Annotated in this window: 18 protein-coding genes and 1 tRNA gene; 9 read left to right on the plus strand and 10 right to left on the minus strand. The window is 71.6% G+C overall.

Annotation, left to right across the window (positions count from 1 at the left end; all coding sequences use genetic code 11):
* Nucleotides 1-107 precede the first annotated feature (107 nt).
* The 3 genes from IPJ59_RS10105 to IPJ59_RS10115 all read right to left on the minus strand — a co-directional run bounded on the left by IPJ59_RS10105 (nt 108) and on the right by IPJ59_RS10115 (nt 3057).
* Complete coding sequence (locus IPJ59_RS10105) at nt 108-935, minus strand: hypothetical protein (RefSeq protein WP_293271124.1); 828 nt, start codon at nt 933-935, stop codon at nt 108-110.
* Between the two features lie 253 nt (nt 936-1188).
* Nucleotides 1189-1257, minus strand: a tRNA-Leu gene (locus tag IPJ59_RS10110).
* Nucleotides 1258-1380: 123 nt separating this feature from the next.
* On the minus strand, nt 1381-3057 hold the full coding sequence (locus tag IPJ59_RS10115; RefSeq protein ID WP_293271126.1) for an ABC1 kinase family protein: 1677 nt from the start codon (nt 3055-3057) through the stop codon (nt 1381-1383).
* Between the two features lie 193 nt (nt 3058-3250).
* Between IPJ59_RS10115 and IPJ59_RS10120 the strand changes: the two genes are divergently transcribed.
* From IPJ59_RS10120 to IPJ59_RS10135, 4 genes are all read left to right on the plus strand, one after another.
* Complete coding sequence (locus IPJ59_RS10120; RefSeq protein ID WP_293258980.1) at nt 3251-4066, plus strand: hypothetical protein; 816 nt, start codon at nt 3251-3253, stop codon at nt 4064-4066.
* 89 nt (nt 4067-4155) lie between these two features.
* Nucleotides 4156-4998 (plus strand): tRNA 2-thiocytidine(32) synthetase TtcA, encoded by an 843-nt coding sequence (gene ttcA, locus IPJ59_RS10125; protein WP_293271128.1) that lies wholly within the window; start codon nt 4156-4158, stop codon nt 4996-4998.
* Nucleotides 4999-5391: 393 nt separating this feature from the next.
* Nucleotides 5392-5625 (plus strand): hypothetical protein, encoded by a 234-nt coding sequence (locus IPJ59_RS10130; protein ID WP_293271130.1) that lies wholly within the window; start codon nt 5392-5394, stop codon nt 5623-5625.
* A gap of 131 nt (nt 5626-5756) precedes the next feature.
* Nucleotides 5757-7988: a bifunctional serine/threonine-protein kinase/formylglycine-generating enzyme family protein gene (locus IPJ59_RS10135; protein WP_293271132.1), complete on the plus strand. Its 2232-nt coding sequence runs from the start codon at nt 5757-5759 to the stop codon at nt 7986-7988.
* 63 nt (nt 7989-8051) lie between these two features.
* Here IPJ59_RS10135 and IPJ59_RS10140 read toward each other — a convergent pair whose 3' ends face one another.
* On the minus strand, nt 8052-8816 hold the full coding sequence (locus IPJ59_RS10140) for a carbon-nitrogen family hydrolase (protein WP_293258972.1): 765 nt from the start codon (nt 8814-8816) through the stop codon (nt 8052-8054).
* A gap of 106 nt (nt 8817-8922) precedes the next feature.
* A complete protein-coding gene (locus tag IPJ59_RS10145) occupies nt 8923-10095 on the minus strand; it encodes a methionine aminotransferase (RefSeq protein WP_293258970.1) in 1173 nt (390 codons plus the stop codon).
* A gap of 30 nt (nt 10096-10125) precedes the next feature.
* Between IPJ59_RS10145 and IPJ59_RS10150 the strand changes: the two genes are divergently transcribed.
* Together IPJ59_RS10150 and IPJ59_RS10155 are read left to right on the plus strand one after the other, a co-directional pair.
* Nucleotides 10126-11460 (plus strand): pyridoxal phosphate-dependent aminotransferase, encoded by a 1335-nt coding sequence (locus IPJ59_RS10150; protein ID WP_293258968.1) that lies wholly within the window; start codon nt 10126-10128, stop codon nt 11458-11460.
* 95 nt (nt 11461-11555) lie between these two features.
* On the plus strand, nt 11556-12263 hold the full coding sequence (locus IPJ59_RS10155) for a hypothetical protein (protein ID WP_293258966.1): 708 nt from the start codon (nt 11556-11558) through the stop codon (nt 12261-12263).
* Between the two features lie 91 nt (nt 12264-12354).
* Here the strand turns inward: IPJ59_RS10155 and IPJ59_RS10160 are convergent, their stop codons facing one another.
* On the minus strand, nt 12355-15519 hold the full coding sequence (locus tag IPJ59_RS10160) for a serine/threonine-protein kinase (RefSeq protein WP_293271134.1): 3165 nt from the start codon (nt 15517-15519) through the stop codon (nt 12355-12357).
* 61 nt (nt 15520-15580) lie between these two features.
* Nucleotides 15581-16210 (minus strand): RNA polymerase sigma factor, encoded by a 630-nt coding sequence (locus IPJ59_RS10165; RefSeq protein WP_293258962.1) that lies wholly within the window; start codon nt 16208-16210, stop codon nt 15581-15583.
* Between the two features lie 155 nt (nt 16211-16365).
* On the opposite strand from IPJ59_RS10165, the gene IPJ59_RS10170 reads away from it, so the two are divergent.
* The gene (locus IPJ59_RS10170; protein ID WP_293258960.1) at nt 16366-17799 is read left to right on the plus strand and encodes an ADYC domain-containing protein; all 1434 of its coding nucleotides are present in this window, start codon (nt 16366-16368) and stop codon (nt 17797-17799) included.
* Nucleotides 17800-17864: 65 nt separating this feature from the next.
* Here the strand turns inward: IPJ59_RS10170 and IPJ59_RS10175 are convergent, their stop codons facing one another.
* Nucleotides 17865-18818: a ketopantoate reductase family protein gene (locus tag IPJ59_RS10175; RefSeq protein WP_293258958.1), complete on the minus strand. Its 954-nt coding sequence runs from the start codon at nt 18816-18818 to the stop codon at nt 17865-17867.
* A gap of 234 nt (nt 18819-19052) precedes the next feature.
* On the opposite strand from IPJ59_RS10175, the gene IPJ59_RS10180 reads away from it, so the two are divergent.
* Nucleotides 19053-19199, plus strand: coding sequence for a hypothetical protein (locus IPJ59_RS10180; protein WP_293258956.1), 147 nt, complete (start codon nt 19053-19055; stop codon nt 19197-19199).
* A gap of 54 nt (nt 19200-19253) precedes the next feature.
* Nucleotides 19254-20834 carry a c-type cytochrome gene (locus IPJ59_RS10185; protein WP_293271136.1) on the plus strand — a complete coding sequence of 527 codons (1581 nt, stop codon included), beginning with the start codon at nt 19254-19256 and terminating at the stop codon, nt 20832-20834.
* Between the two features lie 50 nt (nt 20835-20884).
* On the opposite strand, the gene IPJ59_RS10190 is transcribed toward IPJ59_RS10185, so the two are convergent.
* Both IPJ59_RS10190 and IPJ59_RS10195 read right to left on the minus strand, forming a co-directional pair.
* Nucleotides 20885-21730 carry a hypothetical protein gene (locus tag IPJ59_RS10190; protein ID WP_293271138.1) on the minus strand — a complete coding sequence of 282 codons (846 nt, stop codon included), beginning with the start codon at nt 21728-21730 and terminating at the stop codon, nt 20885-20887.
* A complete protein-coding gene (locus tag IPJ59_RS10195; protein WP_293271140.1) occupies nt 21727-22524 on the minus strand; it encodes a DUF4178 domain-containing protein in 798 nt (265 codons plus the stop codon). The genes IPJ59_RS10190 and IPJ59_RS10195 overlap by 4 nt, the downstream gene beginning before the upstream one ends.
* Between the last annotated feature and the right edge of the window lie 45 nt (nt 22525-22569).

The raw sequence follows: 22569 nt of genomic DNA on the forward strand, positions 1-22569 counted from the left end.
GCCGAGGCGCCGCGGTCGATGTGCGTCGTGGCGAGGTTGAGCAGGGTCTGAGCTCTCGCGCCCAAAGCTCCGCGCGAGCGGGCTGGAACGGTGACCGCGTCTTACAACTACGGGGAATACACGGTCCATCCGTCGTCGCACTGGCCGAGGGGAGGCTCGAGCGGGAACTTTTGCAAGCAGTCGAAGCGCACCATGGCCGATGAGGCGGCGAGGCACTGCGCGAAGGCGCAGGCTTCGGGCATCGTCCCAAAGAGAGCGTCCCCCACAACATAGTCCAGATCTGCTGCGCCCCAGAAGCGCCGGACGGCCATCCCGTCGTCGCGTATCAAGACGTAGCCGTTGTAGGAGTACTGTCCCCCGAACTTCGACCAATTCCAGCGGACGATGCCGGGCGTGCGATCGCGGAGCGCCGTCAACGCACACACGAGCGCCTCCGGGTTTGCCAACATGAGCCCGCCGTCAGGCCCGCAGTCTGGGAAGCAATCGAATTCTTCTTTGGCCTGAACGATCGGACACAGCGTCTCGCCGCACGTCGGCAGGGAGGGCGCATCACCCCATCCCCCCTCCTGGTCGTCGAGGATGCACGCGCACACCGGGCCTTCCGTGTCCCCCGTCGTGTCGCCCCCCGTATCCTCACAGGCGAAGTCGACGTCGTCGTCCGTAGTCCCACCGGTAGTCCCGCCGGTAGTCCCGCCGGTGGTCCCGCTGGTGGTCCCGCCGGTAGTCCCGCCCGTCGTTGTCCCGGTTCCGGTGGCCTCGACGTCCGTCGTCCCAGGTTCGGTCGTCGGCGTCGTCGGCATGTCCCCGGTGGTGGCCTGCGCGTCGCTGCTGCTCCCCGCCGTGGTCGTCCCAGTGTCGTCCCCGGTACCCGGACAGCCGGCGAGCAGGGATGCAAGGACAACGAGTTTGAGCAGCGGCGCAACGGACGGAGTCATGCTGGGAGCAAGGCAAGACATGTGCCATGACGATGACCCGCAGGCCACCACATCGGCCCCCACGCGGGAGCGAATGTTCCGCGCCCACCCGCAGCCCTTGCACATGACCGGCGCGTCGCTGCGCACCTGTCACCGACAAGGAGAAGGTCAGGCAGCTCGCGGATAACGGCGTGATGGGCGTCCCTGCAATCCCCGCGTGTAGCCCGACGCGGTGCCATCAGTATTCAACGCGAGAGGCTGCCCGGCGGCGGCCTGGGCATTACAGGGCTTGAACCTGTACGCATCGATCCTTAGTCGATTGCTCTACCAGTTGAGCAAAATGGGGTGGCCAACGCCCACGTGGCAGCCTCTCGCGGGGGCGAGTGTAGGGCAGCGCTCGCTCGCGGGGCAAGGGGGGCGGTTGCGGGCGCGTTGGCGCCCGCGTGGCCGCGTTCCGCATCTCGCATCAGCGCAGGCGCAGGATGCCGTAGAGCGCGAGCGTGTAGAACACGGCCGACGCGATCGGGATGCCGAGCAGGCCGAAGGTTGGCAGCTGCAGGCCGAGGCAGTAGGTGCCGCAGGCGAGGCAGGTGACGGTGAGGGCGGCGCGGACGGCGGTCTTGACCTGGAGGTTGGTGGCCTCGTGGTGGGTTTTGAGGGTGCCGGGGGCGATGCCGATGGCGAGTTTGCCGTCCTGGATGTCGCTGAGGATCGCCGGGAGGACGCGGGGCATGGCGTGGGCGGCCCGGGAGAGCAGCTGGAAGTCGGTGACGAGGAGCTGTTTGATGCGGTCGCTGCTGTAGCGTTCGGCGACCATCTGGGTGATGAAGGGGCGGGCGAGCTCGATCGGGTCGATGTCGGGGGCGATGGACTTGGCGAGGCCCTCGGTGGTGACGATCGCCTTGAACATCATGGTGAAGTCCGAGGGCATGCGGACGTTGTGGCGGGTGGCGGCGGTGACGAGCTCGCCGAACAGGACGCCGATCTGGATCTCCGAGAGCGGGACGCCGCCGAGGTAGCGCTCGGCGATCTCGATCGCGTCGGCCTCGAACTCGTTGTAGTTGACCTTGCCGGTGGGGATCGCCAGCTCGTAGAAGCAGCGGGCGAGCGACTCGAGGTCCTCGTTCAGGACGGCGTGGAGGATGTCGATGAGGCGGTCCTTCATCGCCGGGGTGAGCCGGCCGACCATGCCGCAGTCGATGATAGCGAGGCCGCCGTCGGCCTGGACGAAGACGTTGCCGGGGTGGAGGTCGCCGTGGAAGAAGCCGTCGACGAACAGCATCTTGTAGGCGGTCTTGAAGTAGACCTCGACCAATGGGCGGGTGTCCTCGCCGCTGGCGAGCACCTCGCTGAACTTGCGGCCCTCGGCGAACTCCATGCACAGGACCTCGGTGCTGCTGAGATCCTCGAAGACCCGCGGGATGCGGACGCGCGGGTCGTCGGCGAAGTTGCGGCGGAAGCGGGCCATGTTGCGCAGCTCGCAGCGGAAGTCGAGCTCCTGGGCGAGCGACTTGGCGAAGCCGCGGAGGACGCCGCCGAGGTCCATGGCCTCGGCCTCGACGAAGGACTCCTCGACCCAGTTGGCGATGGCGCGCAGGATGTTGAGGTCGCTCTCGATCTTGGGGCGCAGGCCGGGGCGCTGGACCTTGAGCACCACGGCGGTGCCGTCCTTGAGGGTGGCGCGGTGGACCTGGGCGATGCTGGCGGAGGCGAGCGGGGTCTCGTCGAGGGTCTCGAAGTGCTCGCGGAAGCCGGGGCCGAGGGCGCTGCGCAGCTGTTGGACGACCTGGTCGAAGGGCAGCGGGCTGACGTTGTCCTGCAGCTGGGTGAGCTCGTGGAGGATCGCGGGCGGGAGCAGGTCGGGGCGGGTGGAGAGGATCTGGCCGAGCTTGATGAAGGTCGGGCCGAGCTTGGCGAAGGCGGCGACCAGGCGCTTGCCTGTGTCGGGGCTGCCGATGGCGGCGCGGGTCAGGTCGGCGCCGGCGTAGTCGATCTGCAGCTCGCGGCGCAGCTTGAGCTGGGCGAAGAACCAGCCGAAGCCGTGACCGACGAAGACGGTGGCGATCTCGCGGAAGCGGGCGACGTCCTTGGCGCCGGTGACGAGCGCGCGCGAGGAGCTGACGATGGTGCGCAGGACCGACACGCGCCGGAGAGTAACCGGTCCGTGGCCGCCCGGCAGCCGGGGGTCGGCGGGGCACGGTCCGTGGTGGCGGGCGCACGCCTGGCGCGGCCGCTGGTCGCGAGCGGTCGCTGGTGGGCAAGTGGCCGGGGTCTGCTCCAGGCGCGAGCTATCGGCGGGTGCGGGGGCGGGCTATCCTGGCGGCTGCGGAGGGATGATGCAGCGGACGACGGCGTTGGTGATGGCGATCGTGGCGGTGGCGGGCTGTGACGCGAGCTCGCAGGAGGCGGTGGCCGCGAAGGCGCGGGCCCAGGCGGAGGTGGCGTCGCGCGAGGCGGAGGTGCTGGCCGCGCGGGCGCGGGCGGGGGCGGGCGAGATGGCGGACGCGGCGTCGCGGGAGGCGGGGTCGCTGGCCGAGAAGACCTGGGCGGGGGCGGGCGAGGTGGCGGAGGCGGCGAAGCGGGAGGCGACCGAGCTGGCCGAGAAGACGCGGGTGGGGGCGGGGGAGCTGGCGACGTCAGCGGGCGAGCAGACGGCGGCGGCGGCCCGGGTGACGGCGGAGTGGGCGACGAAGATGCTGCAGCGCGGTGAGCTGACGGAGACGGCGAAGGCGTGGCTGCGCAAGGGGTCGGAGCTGTCGCAGGGGGGGATCGAGGCGGTGCTGGCGAAGGGCTCGCAGGCGGTGCCGGTGGCGCTGGCGATCGGCTCGGCGCTGGCGGCCGCGGTGGACTCGGACACGATGATCGAGCCGATCTATCAACCCGTGGCGCGGGAGGGGGTGGGCAGCGCAGAGGCTGACGCGGCGATCCGCGGGATGACGCGGGTGGAGGTGGTCGACGGGGTGCAGGTCGGGTTCAAGGAGCTCACGAGCCTCGACCTCGGGCACCGCATCAGCGAGACGGCGTACCTGGTGGTGTGGCGGCAGGGCGACCACCTGGTCGGCTTCGTGTTCCGCTCGCGGCGGGACATCGCGATCGGCGAGCTGGTGAGCCTGGCACCGAAGCTGATCTCGCTGGTGCGGGCGCAGCTGTAGGTGGTTGCCGATCGGTGAGCTGAGGCCGGGGCTGATCGGGCTGGTGCGAGGTGGTTGCCGGGTTTGGCGGGGCCTGGTATGCGAGGGACGTGTCGCGGCTGCAGCAGGGCCTGTTGCGCAAGATCTCTCAGGCCAATCGGCGCTTCGGGCTGATCGAGGCCGGGGACCGGATCATGGTCGCGATCTCGGGGGGCAAGGACTCGTGGGGGCTGCTGCACCTGCTGCGGGCGTATCGGCAGATGCTGCCCTTCGACTTCAGCCTGGTGGCGGTCAACCTCGACCAGGGTCACCCGGGCTTCCCGGTGCAGGTGCTGCGCGACTACCTCGAGCGCGAGGGCCACGAATATCGCATCGTCCAGCGCGACACGTACTCGGTGGTGAAGCGGGAGATCCCGGCGGGCAAGGCGTATTGCTCGCTGTGTTCGCGGCTGCGGCGGGGGATCCTCTACAATACAGCGGTCGAGCTCGGGGCGACCAAGATCGCGCTCGGGCACCACCGCGACGACCTGATCGAGACATTGCTGCTCAATCAGCTGTACGCGGGGCAGATCAAGGCGATGGCGCCGCTCCTGCGATCGGACGACGGGCGCAACACGATCATCCGACCGCTGGTGTTGTGCGAGGAGAAGGACCTGGCGGCCTTCGCGGTCGAGCAGGGCTTTCCGATCGTGCCGTGCGACCTGTGCGGCTCGCAGGAGCAGCTCAAGCGCGTCGAGGTGCGACGATTGTTGGTGCAGCTGGAGCAGCATAACCCGCAGGTGCGGGCGAACCTGCTGGCGGCGGCGGGGAACCTGAAGCCCTCGCATCTGCTCGACCCGCGGGTCCGCGGGGCGGCGGAGGCGGGCGAGGACGAGAGCGTGGCGGCGCTCGACGGTGGGCCGCTGCTGCCGGCGCAGGGGCTGCTGCGGGCGATCGGATCGGGGTCATTGTGATGAGTTGCATGCGGCGGTGGCTGTTGTTGCTGTTGGGCCTGACGGGCTGCGGCGAGGCGGTGGGGGTGTGCGCGCAGGTCGAGGTGGCGGCGGGGCTGCAAGTCGTGCTGCACGACGCGATGGGGCCGCGCGAGCACCCGCGGCCGGGCGCCTACACATTCACGGTGACCACCGAGTTCGGGGCATTGACGTGGATGTGCACGATCGCGGCGGGCGACGATGTCGGTAGCGGCTGCGCCGGGGATTATGTGCAGGCGGGCGGGCCCGGCGGGCCCGGGAGTCGGGCGAGTCGGGCGAGTCGGGGGGCCGAGCGGGTCGAGCGAGTCGGGCGGGTCGGGCGGGTCGGGCGGGTCGGGCGATGGGTCGAGCGGGGGTGGCGACGATGCTGCGGCGGTGTTGCTGGTCTCGGCGGTGGCGGGCGAGGACGAATTTTGGCTGGCGCTGACGCGTCTCGAGAGCAACGTGTGGACCGGGCCGGCCGAGGCCCGCGTGGAGATCGAGCGGGACGGGGAGCTGGTCGCGGACGAGGTGTATATGCCGAAGTACGAGTATTCGCAGCTGAGCGGTGGTCGTGGCTGTCCGCAGTACTGGGTGCTCAAGGGCGCCGTGCCGAAGATCGGGCTGTGAGGCGGGCTGTGAGGCGGGCTGTGAGGCGGGCTGTGAGGCGGTTGGCGCTCGCGCGCGTCCGGTGATGGGCAGGGTCGCGCGCACGTGGACGGGGTCGGGGTCGCGGAAGGTGTGGCATGCTGGGCGCCCGCATGACCGCCCCCATCACCGATCCGTACAAGCTTGTCGGGGCGAGGATCGCCGACAAGTACACGATCGAGGCCGTGATCGATCGCGGTGGTTATGGCCTGGTGTACCGCGCGTTCCACGAGATCCTCGGGGTGCCGGTCGCGCTCAAGTTCTACACCGGGCTGAGCCAGGCGCCGCCGGACAAGCAGCAGGAGCTGCACGACCGCTTCGCCCAGGAGGGCGGGCTCTTGTCGTCGCTGTCGACCCGGTCGGCGAGCATCGTGCAGGCGCGGGACATCGGCACGCTCGTCACGGAGGACGGGATCAAGATGCCGTACCTGGTGCTCGAGTGGCTCGAGGGCGAGTCGCTCGAGCGGCTGCTGCACAACAAGGAGAGCCCGGCGCGCGGGCGCAAGCATTCGTGGATGGAGGCGTTCTACCTGCTCGACGGGGTGGCGCGGGCGCTGGCCGTGGCGCACGCGGCCAACGTGGCGCACCGCGACATCAAGCCGGGCAACTTCTTCGTGCTGGGCAACGACCTGAGCTCGGGGGTGATGCTCAAGCTGCTGGACTTCGGGATCGCCAAGGTGATGCCGGCGGACAAGGGGGTCACGCAGGGGGCGCTCAGCGAGTTCACGCCGATGTACGGGGCGCCGGAGCAGTTCGACCGCCAGCACGGGGCGACCGGGCCGTGGACGGACGTCTTCGGGTTCGCGCTGGTGATGCTCGAGGTGCTGCGCGGGGGCCAGCGGGTGTTCGGCGGCAAGGAGTTCATGGCCCTGGCGATCGCCTGTCAGGATCCGAACAACCGGCCGACGCCGCGGGCGCTGGGGATCGAGACGAGCGACGCGGTCGAGGCGGTGTTCGCGAAGGCGCTGGCGGTGAAGGTCGCCGATCGCTACGAGCACATGGCGGCGTTCTGGAACGCGCTGGGCGTGGCGCTCGAGGTGCGGGACTTCTTGCCAGTGGTGGCCGACGGGCGCGGGGTCGGGGTCGAGGCGCGGGCCGGGGCGAGCCTGCGTGGGCGCGTCGCGGACGTGTCGCTGCGGGCCCCGGCGCTCGCGGCCGCGGGTGTCAGCGCCAGCGGTAGTGGGCTCGGCGGGAGCAGCGGGAGCGGCAGCCGGAGCTCGGCGCTGCGAGATCTGCCGCCGAGCACCAGCGGCTCGGGTCCGGCGACGGGCGGCGACGGGGCCGACATCTTCACCCGCAGCTCGCCGCCGTCGCGGGCGAAGGGTCGGCGCACGGGGCTGGTCGTCGGCGGGGTGGTGGCCGGGCTGGTGGCGGTGGCGGCGGTGGTCGTGGTGATGATGCTGCCGGGGCGCGGAGGACCGGGCGAGCCGGCGGCGGGGCTGCCGGCTGCGGGGGCCATGGTCGGCGGGACGCCATCACCGGCGGCCACGCCAGTCGTGACGGCGGAGCCGGTGTCGCGCTGTCCGGAGGGGATGGCCTTCATCGCGGGCGGCAAGTTCTTCATGGGTTCGGACAGCGTCGACTCGGCGGCGTTGATGCGCTTCTCGCGACCGGCGCACCAGCAGACGGTCGGCGACTTTTGTATGGACCTGCGCGAGGTGACGGCGGGCGAGTACGCGGTATGTTCGGACAAGGGCGAGTGCAAGCGGGCGTTTCGCGACGCGTTCTGGCCGATGGGGAAGTCGGAGAAGAAGAAGGCGTGGGAGGAGAGCCGCGCGGCGTACAGCGTGCTGTGTAACGACGGGCAGCCGGGTCGCGAGTCGCACCCGGCCAATTGTGTGACCTGGGAGCAGGCCGACGAGTACTGCCGCAATCACGGCAAGCGGCTGCCACGCGAGGCGGAGTGGGAGTTCGCGGCGCGGGGTTCGGACGGTCGGCGCTTCCCGTGGGGCGACGACCCGCCGGGTCCGCGCCAGCTCAATGGTTGCGGCAAGGAGTGCGTGGCGTGGCGGGCGACGGCGAAGCTGCCGGAGCAGAAGCCGCTCTACGAGGTGGACGACGGGCACCTGGGGACGGCGCCGGTGGGCAGCTTCCCGGCGGGCAAGACCCAGGCTGGTCTTTTGGACATGGTGGGCAACGTGTTCGAATGGACGGCGGACGACTTCAAGGTCTACCCGGACGCGCCGGCGGACACGATGACGCCGCCGGAGGGCGCCAAGGTGATGCGGGGTGGGGCGTTCAACAGCACGGTGGCGGACCACGCCGAGCCGGCGCTGCGCTTCCCGCAGGACGCGACGGCGCACATCCACGCGGTCGGGTTTCGCTGCGCGGCCGAGCCGAAGTGAGACGGGGGTCAGGCGAGGGGTCGTCCTCGACGGGACCGGCCATACCGGGCCGAGTGTCAGCGGTCAACGGCGGTCCTTGAGCACGGGGAAGCGCTCGCGGGCGTCGCGGACGAGCTCGGGGCGGAGGTCGGCGAGCAGCATGGTCGGGGCGCCGGCGGCGGAGGCGAGGGTCTCGCCCCAGGGGTCGATGATGCGGGAGTCGCCGCTGTAGTCGAGGCCGCTGCCGTGGCCGACGCGGTTGACGCCGACGACGTAGGCCTGGTTCTCGATGGCGCGGGCGTGCAGGAGGGTGGTCCAGTGCAGGCGGCGGCGCTCGGGCCAGTTGGCGACGACGAGGTAGGCGTCCGTGGTGGGGGCGCAGGCCCAGAACTCGTCGGCGAAGCGGAGGTCGTAGCAGACGAAGAGGGTGCAGCGCAGGCCCTCGATGTCGACGGTGACGTGGCTGTCGCCGGCGGCGTAGTGCTCGTGCTCGCGGGCGAAGCTGAAGGGGTGGATCTTGCGGTAGCGGTGCTGTTGGCCGGCGGGGCCGGCGAGGATCAGGGTGTTGTAGGGCTTGCTGGCGCCGGGGAGGTCTGGCATCTGCGCGACGGAGCCGCAGATCCACAGGTTGTGGGCGCGGGCCTGGTCGGCGAGGAAGCGGGCGCTGGGGCCGTCCTCGGGCTCCTGCACGCGTTCGGTAGCCATCGAGAAGCCGCAGGCGAACATCTCCGGGAGCACGACGAGGCGGGCCCCGGCGGCCGCGGCCGCGGCGATCCACGGGCGCAGGTTGGCGTAGTTGCTGGTGGGGTCCTCCCACACGATGTCGCTCTGGATCGCGGCCACTCGCATTGCTGCTGTCCTTTCGTGCATGTCCTCGGGGTCAGGTCGCGGGAGCTCGTGCGTCGCATCGGCCCTCGCTGTGTCAGGCTCGGGTCAGCCCAAGGTCAGCCCAAGGTCAGGTGGCCGGGCGCAGCTTCTGGAGCCGGCGCAGGCCCTCGTCGAGCACGTCGTCGGTCTTGCAGAAGGCCCAGCGGACCAGGTGACGGCCCTCGTGCTGGTTGATGTAGAAGGCGCTCGGGGGGATCGCGGCGACGCCGTACTTCTCCGGGAGCATGCGGCAGAAGGCGACGTCGTCGTGGAAGCCGAGCGAGCGGATGTCGGTCATGACGAAGTAGGTGCCGGCGGGGGTGAGCACGTCGAGGCCGATCGCCCGCAGGCCGTCGCACAGGCGGTCGCGGCGGGCCCGGTACGCGGCGCTGAGTCCGGTGAAGAAGGTGTCGTCGGCGAGGTAGGCGGGGACCAGCGCGTGCTGCAGCGGCGTGGCCGTGCAGAAGGTCACGAATTGATGGGCGCAGCGCAGGGCGGCGGTGAGGGCCGGCGGGGCGCAGGTGTGGCCGACCTTCCATCCGGTGAAGCTGAAGGTCTTGCCGGAGGAGGAGATGAGTACGGTCCGCTCGCGCATGCCGGGCAGCGCGGCGAGGGGCACGTGCGTCCCCTCATAGACCAGGTGTTCGTAGACCTCATCGGTGATGGCGAGGAGGTCGTGCTCGCGGCACAGGGCCGCGATGTGCTCGAGCTCGGTCTGGCTAAACACCTTGCCGGTGGGGTTGTGCGGGCTGTTGAGGAGGATCGCCCGGGTCTTGGGTGTGATCGCGGCGGCCAGTTCGGCGGGGTCGTAGCGGAAGTCGGGGGCGCGCAGGGTGACGACCCGCGGGACGGCGCCGGCCATCGTGATGCTGGCGCGGTAGGAGTCGTAGAAGGGCTCGAACAGGACGACCTCGTCGCCGGTGTCACACAGGGCCTGGAAGGCGGCGCAGATGGCTTCGGTGGCGCCGGAGTAGACGGTGATCTCGGTGTCGGGGTCGTAGTCGAGGCCGTAGAAGCGGCGCTGGTGCCCGGCGATCGCGCGGTTCAAGTCGGGCACGCCGGCCATGCGGGCGTATTGATTGTGGCCGGCGCGGATGGCCGCGATCGCGGCGTCCTTGATGAACTCGGGGCCGTCGAAGTTGGGGAAGCCCTGGCCGAGATTGACCGCGCCGTGCTGCAGCGCGAGGCGGGTCATCTCGGTGAAGATGGTGGTGCCGAAGCCCTGAAGCCGGGCGCTGAGGTGCGGTTGACGGCTGCTCATGCTGCGGCGAGTGTGGCATAGTCCGGCGCGATGTCGGACGCTGCCAAGCCCGCTCTGCACGACCTCACCGCTCACGCGACGCACGTCGGCGAGGCGCCGACGCGACGGCTGTCGACGATGGCCGGGGCGCTGGTCGGCTCGGAGATCTTGAAGATCGCGGCCGACATCCGCGGCCTGGTCGCGCAGGGCCACAAGATCTGCAACCTGACGGTCGGCGACTTCGACCCCAAGCAGTTCGCGATCCCCGAGGCCCTGCAGCGCGCGGTGCAGCGGGCGCTCGAGAACCACGAGACCAACTATCCGCCGGCCAACGGCATGCTCGAGCTGCGCCACGCGCTGCAGCGGTACTACGAGCGGGACCTCGGGCTGCGCTACCCGCTCGACTCGTTCCTGGTCGCTGGTGGGGCGCGGCCGGTGATCTACGGCACCTATCGCACGCTGGTCGACCCGGGCGACACGGTCATTTATCCCGTGCCGAGTTGGAACAACAACCACTACGTGCACATGAGCGGGGCTCGCGGGGTGCAGGTGCTGTGCGGGCCGGAGACGCGGTTCTTGCCGACCGGCGATGCGCTGCTGAACGAGCTGCCGGCGGCGCGGCTGGTGTGCCTGAACTCGCCGCTGAACCCGACGGGCACGGCGATCGACGCCGACGCGCTGCGGGGGATCTGCGAGGCGATCCTGGCCGAGAACCGGGCCCGCGAGCGCTACGGGGCGCGGCCGGTCTACCTGATGTACGACCATATTTACTGGATGTTGTGCTTCCACGGGACGCACCACGTGACGCCGCCGGGGCTGGTGCCGGAGATGGCCCGCTACACGATCTTCGTCGACGGGATCAGCAAGGCCTTCGCGGCGACCGGGCTGCGCGTGGGCTGGGCGGTCGGCCCGGTCGATGTGATCCGGCAGATGTCGGCGGTGCTCGGGCACGTGGGCGCCTGGGCGCCGCGGCCGGAGCAGGTCGCGACGGTGGCGCTGCTCGACGACCCGGACGCGATCCGCGAGTACCACCGCGGCTTCCTCAGCGGCATCGAGGCGCGCCTCGACCTGCTGCACCGCGGTTTCCAGGCGCTGCGGGCCGAGGGCCTGGCGGTGGACAGCATCCCGCCGATGGGGGCGATCTACCTGACGGTGCGGATCTGCCCGTTCGGGCAGACGACCCCGGCGGGCCAGGTGCTGCGCACCAACGAGGAGATCCGGCGCTACCTGTTGCACGAGGCGGGCCTCGGCATCGTGCCGTTCCAGGCCTTCGGGGTGCCAGGCGACGAGGGCTGGTTCCGGCTCAGCGTGGGGGCGGCCAGCGAGGCCGAGATCACGGCTGCGCTGCCGCGGCTGGCCGCGGCGATGCGGGCGCTCCGGTCCTGAAGGTCTCGCGGGGGAGCTGACGACAGCTGTGAGTCGACGCGGGGGCGGGAGCCGCGGCGCGCCTGTGCAGCGGCTGTGGTAGCGTCCGGCCTCGCATGTGGGTCACGGCGCTCGTGCTGCTCGGCGTGGCGATCCTGGCGGTGCTCGCCGGGGTGTTCGGCCTGGTGTGGTTCTTCAAGGGGGCCGAGCGGACCAACCGCGTGCTGCGAAAGATCCCCGTCACGCGGGTGGTCGACGCGGTGCCGGGGAAGATGGCCCGCGTGATCGGCAAGCTCAAGCCCGCGGGCGGCCCGTTGCTGCGCGCGCCGCTGTCGGGGCAGCCGTGCGGGTACTTCCAGGCGGTCGCGCAGGAGTGGCGGCCGAGCGGCAACGCCGAGGGCTGGGTGCAGCTGGCGTACGAGGAGCAGTGGTGCGACTTCTGCCTCGACGATGGGACCGGTCGGGTGCTGGTCCGGATGCTTCGCTCGCAGATCTCGGCGGACCTCGAGGAGGCGTCGTTCTCAGATCCGATGATGCCAGCGAACGCGCCGCAGGAGGCGTTCCTGCGCCGCCATCAGGCGAGCCATCCGCCCGACGGCAAGCCGCGGGCGCGGCTGCGTTTCCTCGAGAGCCTGTTCGAGCTCGACGAGGAGATCACGGCCTACGGGGTGGTGCGGATCGAGGCGGAGGGCTCGGGGCTGGCGGGGGTGCGGGTGGTGCTCGAGGCGCCGATCGGGGCGCCGCTGCTGGTCAGCGACGACAAGCACATCGCTCGCTCGCCGTCGCCGGGGTCGACGGCGATGTCGATGTCCGCGATCCGCTGAGGGGGGTCAGCGCTGATCACGAGCTCTGGGTCGCGGTCCCAGACGCGACACATGAACTTCTGCGGTGCGAGGATTCGCGGCCAGAGCGGTGTCAGGGCCGGGTGGCGAGGGCGTCGGCCTCGGGGGCGAAGGCGGGGCCGAGGGCGCGGTAGCTGCGGATGAGTTCGGTGGCGAGGGCGTCGGCCTCGGACGTTTCGCCGGCGGCCCGTAAGGCCTGGACGAGGGCTGCGCGGACCTCGAGGAGCTCGGGGTAGTCGGGGTCGCAGGTGGCGGCGTAGCCGGTGGCGGCGCGGCGCAGGGCGGTGAGGGCGGCCGGGATGTCGCCGGTGCGGAGGGCGATGCGGCCGCGGTGGTAGTCGAGGTAGTGGCGTGGGGGGCCCGAGATAGTGGGGCCGGCGAGCGACTCGATCTCATCGAGTATCGCGGCGGCCTGCGCTGGTTGATCGATGGCGATCCGGGCTGCGGCCTCGATCAGCCCGAGCGCGGTGCGGGTCTCGGGGGGGAGCTCGGACCAGGCGGGGGCGGCCTGGGCTTCGGCGAGTAGCGCGAGGGTCTCGGTGGAGCGGCCAGCGGCGTTGAGCCCATACATTCGAGACCACAATGCGGTCGCCCAGCGCGATGGACCGTGCCTGGCGAGCTCGTGGACGGCCGCATCGAGCTCATCGGCTCGCGCGTCGCGGTGGAGTTGCGGCTGCAGGAGCGCGAGGGCGACGCGTGGGCTGTTCGGGCCAAAGGCGGTTCGTGCCAGGTTCGCGGCCTCGTCGGCGAGGGCGGGCGCAGCGGGGTCACGCCGCTGACTGGCGATTCGTGCTTCGAGCTCAACGATCGGAAGGAGCAACGCCGGGTTGGCGGTGGGGAGTCGCCCGGCGAGGGCACGGGCGCGGTGGCACAGTGCGAGCGCCTCGGCGAGGCGACCGAGCGCATAGGCGGCGTTGGCCTGGCCCTCGAGCAAGGGGAGCAACGCGGGGTGGTTGGCGCCATTAATTTTTTCGCCCGCGGCAGCGGCGGCGGCGAGCAGTTCGGCGGCGCGGTCGAAGTCCCGCTGTTCGCCGCGGAGCAGGCCGAGGTTGTAGCGCGAGACGATCGCCTCGGTGGACACGCCGTCGTTGATGCTCTCGGCGATCCGCAGCGCGGCCTCGTAGCCATGGGCGGCGGCCTCGGTGTCGCTGGCGGCGTCGTGGGCGACGGCGATGTTGTTCTCGACCAGCCAGGCGAGGCGTGGGTCGTCGCTGATTCGGCGCAGCAGGGCGCGGTCGATCGCTTCGTCGGCGAGGGCGCGCTCGGGCTGGCCCGCGAGCTCGGCGCGCACGAAGATGCGGCGCGCGAGGGCCTCGACGGCGCTGCGATCGTCGCCGCTGGCGAGGGCCAGCTCGAGGCCGGCGCCGAGGGCTGCATCGGCGCCGGGGACGTCGCGCTTCCACTGCAGGGCGTCGCCGCGGACGACCTCGGCGAGGGCGACCAGGGGCTCGTAGTTGAGGGCGCGGGCCCGGGCTGCGACCTGGCTGGCGCTCGCGAGGGCGCCGTCGTAGTCGCCGAGGTCGATCGCGGCGCGGGCCCGCTCGAGCACGGCGCGGCCGTCGGCGACGCGGGCGCGGGCGTCGGGGTCGACGGGCGGCGCGACCTCGGCGAGCAGGTCGTCGACGTCGGCACAGAGCGAGAGCGGCGGGAGGGCAGCGACGGCGCCCGGGGCCTGCTCGACGCGGGCCTGGTCGGCGACGACGAAGGCGCTGACGAGGCCGTCGACGCGGGCGAGCTGGCGCTCGAGGCAGGCGAGCGAGCGGTCGTGCAGGGTGTCCGAGAGCTCGCCGGCGGCGTAGGCCCGGCAGCGGTCGCCACGGAGGGCGACCCACTGCTCGACCCAGGCGGCGAGGCGCGGCTCGAGCAGGGTCCAGGTCTCACTGCCGAGCGAGCCGGCGCTGGTGGTGAAGGCGGTGCGGGCGGCGGCGATGCGCTCGTCGTTCCACACCGGTGCGGTCGCGGCGGCGAGGCCCTCGCAGCGGCCGCCGTCGGTGGCGCCGAGCTGCATGGCGCCGACGCTGGCGCCGGCGCTGAAGAGCATCAGGCCGAGGGCGCCGGCGAGGCGACGACGACGACGCGCCGGATCGTTGGCGAGGGCGGCGAGGGCCGCGGCCATGTCGGGGAAACGATCGGCCGGCGCGCGGGCGAGGCCCCGCAGGACCACGCGATACAGCCACGCGGGTACGTCGCTGCCGGCGGGCGCCTCGGCGGGGCGATCGCTGGTGACATGTTCGACGAGCTCGGTGAGGCTCTCGCCGGCGAAGGGCAGGCGGCGGTAGAGGCCCTCGTAGAGGGCGACGAAGAACGAGAACTGGTCGCTCGCGGGGGTCAGGGGCTCGCCGAGGAGCTGCTCCGGGGACATGTAGGCCGGCGTGCCCATCATGACGCCGGTGCGGGTGAGGCGGAGGTTCATCAGGGAGCCGGGCGCCTGTGCCTCGTCGGCGGGGCTGGCGTCGCTGCGGGCGAGGCCGAAGTCGAGGACCTTGACGCTGCCGTCGTCGCCGAGGATCGCGTTGGCTGGTTTGAAGTCGCGGTGGATGAGGCCGGCGGTGTGGGCCGCTTGCAGGCCGCGGCCGGCGGCGGAGAACACCTCGACGACGCGACGCCACGGCTGTTTGGTCTCGAGCCAGCGGTCGAGGCTGCTGCCGCGGACGAACTCCATCGCCACGAACACGCCGCCCTCGGCCTCGCCGACCTCGTGGACGGCGACGATGTTGGGGTGTGAGAGGCGGGCCATCGCCTGGGCCTCGCGCTGCAGACGGACGCGGCTCTGGTCGCCAGAGCCCTCGCTGCGCAGGACCTTGATGGCGATCTTGCGGTCGAGGCGTTCATCGTAGGCGGTGTAGACCACGCCCATGCCGCCGGCGCCGAGGCGGCCGAGGACCTGGAAGCGGCCGATCTTCACCGCGTCCTCGGCCTCGCCGAACATGCGAAACTTGAGGGCCTGCCGGCGGCGGCGCTCCTCGGGGTCGGCGAGGTCGGGGCGGGCGAGCGGGGCGTGGCGGCCGGATGCGAGGGTCTCGAGGACGCCGAACTGGGCCGGGGTGGTGTCGGCGCCCTGGCGGGCGGAGGTGGCGAGCAGTCCGAGCGATGCCGCGGGCTCGGGCTCGGGCTCGGGCGGGACCCGGCGCAGGGTCGGCTGGGAGCCCTGGGTCGCGGCGAGGCCGAGCTGGCGGACGTCGGTGGCGTGGGTCGCGGCGAGGTCGCTGGGCGGCGCGGGATTGTTGGCGTCGGTCACGCGGGCCTCGGGTCGTGGGAGTCGGGCATGCACGGGGGGCAAGTGGGGTGTCGCGGCGATTTCAATTGCCACGACCCGCGCGCCCGAGGTCGCCACGCAGGCGGCGGGCCCAGCCGTCGAGGTCGCAGAGGGTGCTGCGGGCCAGCGCAGGGGTCTCGGCGACGCGGGCGATCTCCTCCTCGAACAGCTGCTTGGCCCGGCGGATGCGGGTGCGCACCGTGCCCTCGGGGAGGTCGAGCACCTCGGCGAGCTCGCGCGCCCGCAGCTCCTCCCAGTAGTAGAGCTCGAGGATGATCTGCAGCTCGAGGGGGATCCGGCGCAGGGCGTTGAGGATGAGGCGCTCCTCGCGGGCCCGGACCAGCGCGCTGGAGGGCGTGGGCGCGATGTCCTCGATCGAGCTGGTCAGGAAGTTCGGGACCTCGCGCCGCTGCCGGCGGCCCTTCTCCTCGAGGTACTCGAGCAGGACGTTGCGGGCGACGCCGAACAGGTAGTAGCGGAAGGCCTGCGGGTTGCGGATGCGGGCCTGGGTCTCGATGCAGCGCAGGAAGGTGCGCTGGATCAGGTCGTCGGCGTCGTGGTTGGCCTTGTTGTGGAAGAAGCGGGCGATCGCCTCGTAGTGGCGCTCGAACAGCTGCGCGCCAGCGCGCCGGTCACCGCGGCACCAGGCCTCGAAGAGCACCGCGTCGTCCATCGACCCGGCGAAGCTATCATGCGAGCTTGGTAGCGGGCAGCGGTCCACAGATGCTCCCGCCGAGAAAGTTTCGGCGCGGGGCAATTGAAAATCCGCTGGCACCCCACTGAACTAGCGACGAGAGCGAGCGCCCGGACGCCGGGCGAGACACCACCATGCAGCGACCCACCGCCTATCTTCCCCTGGTATCCCTCCTCCTCGCTGGCGCGTGTGACGACGCCGTGCTGGCCGACGCGGTCGACCGCGGGGCGCAGGACCCGGAGTTGGTCCAGCTCCGTCCCTTCGGCACGGACTCCTTCGGCGGGTCGACGCGTTTGAACACGGCGCAGCTGTTCCCGGAGGGCATGCCGCTACGGCACTTCGATCGCGACGGCGACACCGTGACATACGACGACGCCGCGGCCACGCGGGTCACCTTCATTCACGTGCGGGTGTACGTGGGCGGCGCGCTGACGACCTATACGGCCGCGGGGAACAACATCCAGCCGGATCTCGGGGCGCTGAAGATCAACGGCGTGAACTACCGGGCGGGTCAGCTGCTGGGTTCCGAGTGGCGCTTCAAGATCGCCGACAGCACCCACGCCCCGCGCTTCTTCACGATGCGCGTGAGCGGGGTCGGGATCGCCGCGATCCCCGGTGGGCTGGACCTGCCGATCTACAACTTCTCGCTGGTCCCGGGCGAGAACTATCATGTGCCCGGACCGTACTCGGCCTGTGCGGAGCTGGACGCGCTCAGCGCGTCCGGGGTCACGCTCAAGCAGGTCGGGGAGACGCCGCCGGGCGTGGCCAATAAGTTCAAGGTCAGCTTCGCCGCGGTGCTCTACCCGAACGTGAGGGTCAGCGAGCTGGGGACGGTGACCGAGGACGAGACCGTCGGCTTCATCGGCTGTGCCTCGGGTGCGATCGGCAAGGCGGGCCTGTGGGGTTACCCGTCGTGGGTCTCCAGCTACGGCGGTCGCAACGGGGTGCAGCAGCTGCAGGCGGCCAGCCGTGTGGTGCGGGCGGACATCTGCGGCGACGGTGTGAGCAACACGGCCGACGGCACGCCGCTGCAGGTGCGCGACCGCTTCTTCTCCGGGTTCGACGACGCGACCGAGGCCAGCGAGGCGGTGTGGGGCGACAACGGGTCGAACTGCGTGGTGACGAACGACCGTCTCGTCTCGGGCTCCACCTTTGATTGCGGCGGCGCACTGACCGAGGACTGCACGCAGCTCGCGTCGGACTGGATCACCGGTCCCGACCAGTTCATGTGGACCAAGCAAGGGCCCACCACGACCACCTACACGCCGTCGCACGCGTGCACGGTCGCGTCGGTCGAGCCCGGTTGCTCTGATCCGGGCGTCGAGGCCGTCGTCTGCGCTGAGGACAGCTACTGCTGCGATACGGCCTGGGACGGGACCTGCGTCGCCGAGGTCGCGTCGCTGGCGGCCGCGGACGAGGCCTGCTGCGCGGACAACGGCAACCCCGGCTGCGGCGACGCGACGGTCAGCGGCTGTGTCGCCACCTACGACCCCTTCTGCGAGGCGACTCGCTGGGACTCGTACTGCGCGCTCGAGGTCGAGAGCCTCGGCTGCGGCTACTGTCACTGAGTGGGGAACCCCGTGACCGCCTGCGCCGCGGAGCGCATGCGGTGACGGTCACGGACCGTGGGAGGTCACTCGTCGGCGCCGGCGGTGGTCGGGCCGGCGGCGTCAGGGCGGGTGGGGCCGCGGCGCTCGCAGTGCTCGATGAGGCGGGCGACCACCGCGTTGACCGGGGTGAACAGGCCGTGCTTGACCGCGAGGCGGGCGACGGCGAGGTTCAGGAAGTACATCTCGGTGGTGTCGCCGCGGCTGAGGTCTTGCAGCATGGCGTTGCGGTTGTCGCGGGTGTGGCGGGTGGAGACGAACACGCGCTCGAGGTCGTCGTCCGTGAGGGTGACGCCCTCGGCGGCGGCGACGGCCCGGGCTTCTTGGAGCAGCTCGCGGGCGAGGGCGTGCAGGGGTGGTGAGTCGAGCACGGCGCCGTTGCGCTCGCCGAGGCTGGCACACAGACCACATACGGCGAGGCTCCACAGCGACTTGCGCCACTCGCAGGCGGCCAGGCTGGGGACGACGCGGACGGGGTAGCCGGCGGCGGCGAGCAGGCGTTGCCAGCGGTCGCGGGTGCGCAGGGCGGCGGGGTCGTCGGCGGCGAGCTCGAGCTGGAACACGCCGCTGACGCGGACATTCGTGGGCGAGGCCAGGCCGGCGCCGAGCCAGCAGGCGACGCGCACGTGGGCGGCCGCGGGGGCGTGCATGCGGGCGAGGGCGGCGATGCCGAGGCCGTTTTGGCACAGGCCGAGGGTGTGCTGCGGGCCGGGGGCGAGCTGGGCGAGGGTGTCGGCGAGCTGGGTGGCCTTGACGGCGAGCAGCAGGTCGGCGCTGGCGGGGAGTGGTTCGGCGATGTCGACGACGGGGAGCTTGAAGTGGCCCTGTTCGGCGCCGGATAGCTCGAAGCCGTCGCGCAGGAGGCGGCCCACGCGGGGGCCGCGGGCGACCACTGTGACGGGGGTGACGGCGGAGAGGCGGGCGGCGAGGTGGAGGCCGACCGCGCCTGCGCCGACGATGTAGAGCGGGGGTGTGGCCATCGACGCGGCCGATGGTACACGCGAGGCTCTCGTCGCGTCAGCTTGGCGACCGCGCGAGGCTCTCGTCGCGTCAGCTTGGCGACCCTGCGAGGCTCTCGTCGCGTCAGCTGGGCGACCGCGCGAGGCTCTCGTCGCGTCAGCTTGGCGATGACCTCGAAAGAACTGCGGGAGGGGGCGAGCGGAGCGGAAATTCCTTCGCTTTGGGCGGCCCGCGGCGGCCGCTAAGGTGTTCGCATGTTTGCCTTTTCGACACCGATGATCGTGCTGGTGGTGGTGTGCTTCAACACGACGCTGTTTGTCTCGCTGGCGTCGTATCTGTACCGTCAGCGCAGCGCGACGGCGAACCTGGGCCAACACGGCCAGGGCAGCCAGGGGGCGTAGCGAGGGCTTGCGCGCGGGTCGGGCTCCGGCCTACGGTGCGGTCGGAGCATGATGATGCAACGACGCAGCTGTGTGGCGGGGATCTCGACGCTGATCGCGGTGGCCGGCTGCGGGGACGCGGGCGGCGGCAGTGGCGGCGCGGGGACGGACACTGCCAGCAGCACCGGGGCGGCGCAGGGGCCTGGGAGTGACACCGGCGCGGCGCCGACGACGGGCGGGGTGACGGGCGAGAGCTCCGGTGAGAGCGCGGGCGAGAGCGGCAGCAGCACCGGGCCCGCGACGATGCCTGGGCCGTGGGACTACGGGGTCTTCATTCCGCCCGAGCCGCAGGCGCCGGGCGACCCGACCAAGGGCTACGAGGCGCTGCTGACCCGCGGGTATATCACCTGCGGGATCCCGTGGTTGTTGTTCGGGCTCGCGAAGCCGGTGCTCGGGGCCTATACCGATGGTGAGCCGCTGCCCGGGCGCTCCGGCAAGAACGCGCAGGTGCCCTACAACTGGACGGTGCACGAGGTCGACGGGGCCGAGATCGTGTCGCAGAACTGCCTGACCTGCCACGCGGGCAGCTTCAACGGGCAGCGCATCGTCGGGCTCGGAACGGCCGACGCGGACTTCACGGGCGACATGAGCGCGCTGCTCAACGCCTTCCCGATCCCCGACATCCCGATCCCGGGGATCGAGCAGATGACCCGCTTCCTCAACCGGGTGAAGGTGCTCGGGCCGCAGACGGTGATGCGCACGGTCGGCACCAACCCGGCCGAGGCGGTGGCGATCACGCTGGTGGCCCACCGCGACCGGCACACGCTGGCGTGGAGCGACGAGAAGCTGCTGCCGCTGCCGGAGCTGGTGGTGCCCTCGGACCCGCCGCCGTGGTGGCGCGCGCACAAGAAGAACGCGCTCTTCTACAACGGCATGGCCCGCGGCGACCACCGCGGGACGATGATGCTGGCGACCGCGCTGTGCACCGACAGCGTCGCCGAGGCGCAGCAGATCGACAGCTACTTCAACGACATCCAGGCCTTCGTGCGCTCGGTGCAGGCGCCGAAGTATCCGTTCGCGATCGACGCGGCGCTGGCGGCCGAGGGGGCCGTGGTGTTCGCGGCCAGCTGCGCCGGCTGCCACGGGACCTACGCGGCGAACGACGCCGACGACACCTACCCGAATCTGCTGTTCCCGCTCGACATCATCGGCACCGACGCGGTGGTCGCCGAGGGCGGGACCAAGTACGCGCCGCAGCTGGTCGAGTGGTACAACGAGTCGTACTACGGCTCGATCACGCGGATGGAGCCGAATGACCCGTTCCCGGGCTACATGGCGCCGCCGCTCGACGGGGTGTGGGCCAGCGGGCCCTTCCTGCACAACGGCTCGGTGCCGACGATCGCGGCGGTGCTCGACAGCAGCAAGCGGCCCAAGTTCTGGCGCCGGGTCGACTATGACAGCGCCCACTTCGACGAGGCGGCGCTAGGCTGGCCCTACATCGAGCTGCAGTACGGTCACGCCGACGCGGCCGCCGACGAGAAGAAGTTCATCTACGACACGACCCAGTTCGCCCACAGCAAGGTCGGGCACACCTTCGGCGACGCGCTGACGCCGGACGAGCGCGAGGCGGTGCTCGAGTACCTCAAGACGCTGTGATCGCGGCTGGCCCGCGGGACATGTCTGGAAGGACAGCTTGACCGTGCTTCTCAAGCCGCTGTGATCGCGGCTGGCCCGCGGGACATGTCTGGAAGGACAGCTTGAAAGCCGCAGGGGTCGCGCCCGTCGACGCGGCCCTGGCTGGCGATCGCGGCGAAGCGGGCGAACAGGTCCTCGCGGAACCAGCGGCGATCGACCGCGGCGCGGGCGGCCTGATGGTGGCGCGCGCCGTGGAAGGCGAAGCGCTCGAGCGCGGCGTCGTCGTCCCACAGGCTGACGGTGACCGGGCGCAGCCACGGCAGCTCGCCGACGCCGAGCGCGAGGCGCAGGCCGGGGCTGGCGAGCAGGTCGCGGTTGATCGCGGGGACGCGGCGCCAGAACGAGGGCAGGGCGCGCAGGCGCAGGCTGGCGCGGGTGATCACGACGACAGGGAGCGGCGGGAGCTCGAGGGTGGAGGGCGTGAAGGGGCAGTGGCCGGCCCAGCTGCCGCGGCTGCGGCGGGGCAGCAGCTTGACGGTCCACAGCTCGGAGCTGTGCTCGCGCCAGGCGCGGAGCAGCGGGGCGGCGGCGAAGAAGTCGTCGGCGGCCTGCTCCGAGGACCACGCGGCGAGCAGGGCGTAGCGGCCGAGGTCGGGGCGCAGCGAGAAGCCGGGGCTGGCGCCGGAGCCGAGCAGGCGGTGGAAGTCGAGGCCGAGGGTGGCGGCGAGCGGGCGGCGGGCGAGGCCCATTTGGCGCAGGGCCCAGAAGCGCTGGCCCGGCGGGTAGCGGCAGATCGTGAAGGTGATCAGCGGGACGCCGGGCGGGGCGCGCAGGCGGGTCGCGAAGTCGCTGGACTGCGTGGCGAGCGACGCGACGTGTGGGGCCGACGCGGGCGGTGGGTCGGGGGAGGCGCTCACGAGCCGGGCAGGAAGTGGACGTCGTGGGCGGACACGGAGGTGGCGGCGCCCATCAGCACCTGCTCGCCCCAGCGCTCGATCCACAGGGTCTGGTCGGGGCCGGCGCGGTAGACGTAGGTGGCGACGCGCGGCAGGGCGGGGCGACCGTGCATGCCGACGCCGGCGGCGCTCGACTGGCCGCGACGCTCGAGCGCGTAGTCCTGCTCGGCGTGGAGGATGTGGCGCGGGGGCTCGCCGCTGAGGCCGTGGCCGCGGACCGGCTCGCACAGGAGGTAGCGGTCCTGGTCGGGCGCGCCGACCAGCCAGCGGGTGCGGTCGGCGTCGGTCATCACGGCGACGACGGTGACCTGGGCGCCCTCGCGGAGGTTGATGACGCCGTCGACGAGGTAGTCGCCGTCGCGCTGGGGATCGCCGGTCTCGACGCTGACGACGTCGCCCTGGCGCAGGCCGGTGATGCCGAGGTCGGCGGCCTCGGGGTCGACGTCGATGGTGCGTGGGATGGTCGGGCCGACGCGGCCCTGCAAGCGCTGGGCGACGCGCTCGCGGATCCGCCGGCTGACGGCGTCGTGCAGGAGGCCGCCGTTGCTGCCGCCCGCGCCCCCCGCGTTGGCGTTGTGGATGTTGCCGCTGCCGCTGGTGCCCGGAGCGAGGGCGAGGGGGGCGTGCTGACCTTCCCCTTCGGACAGCTGACGCCGACCGTCGCCCCAGTCGCGGAGGCGGCGAGCGGCGAGGATTCCGACCCAGAAGGCGCCGGCGATGGTCATCGCGGCCAGCAAGGAGGCGAGCGTCAACATGCCTGGGGAGCGTACATAGCACGCGGGACGAGGCCATGGCGAGGG

Origin of the sequence: Nannocystis sp., from assembly GCF_016714285.1 — a bacterium.
Classification (GTDB): Bacteria; Myxococcota_A; Polyangia; order Nannocystales; family Nannocystaceae; genus Nannocystis.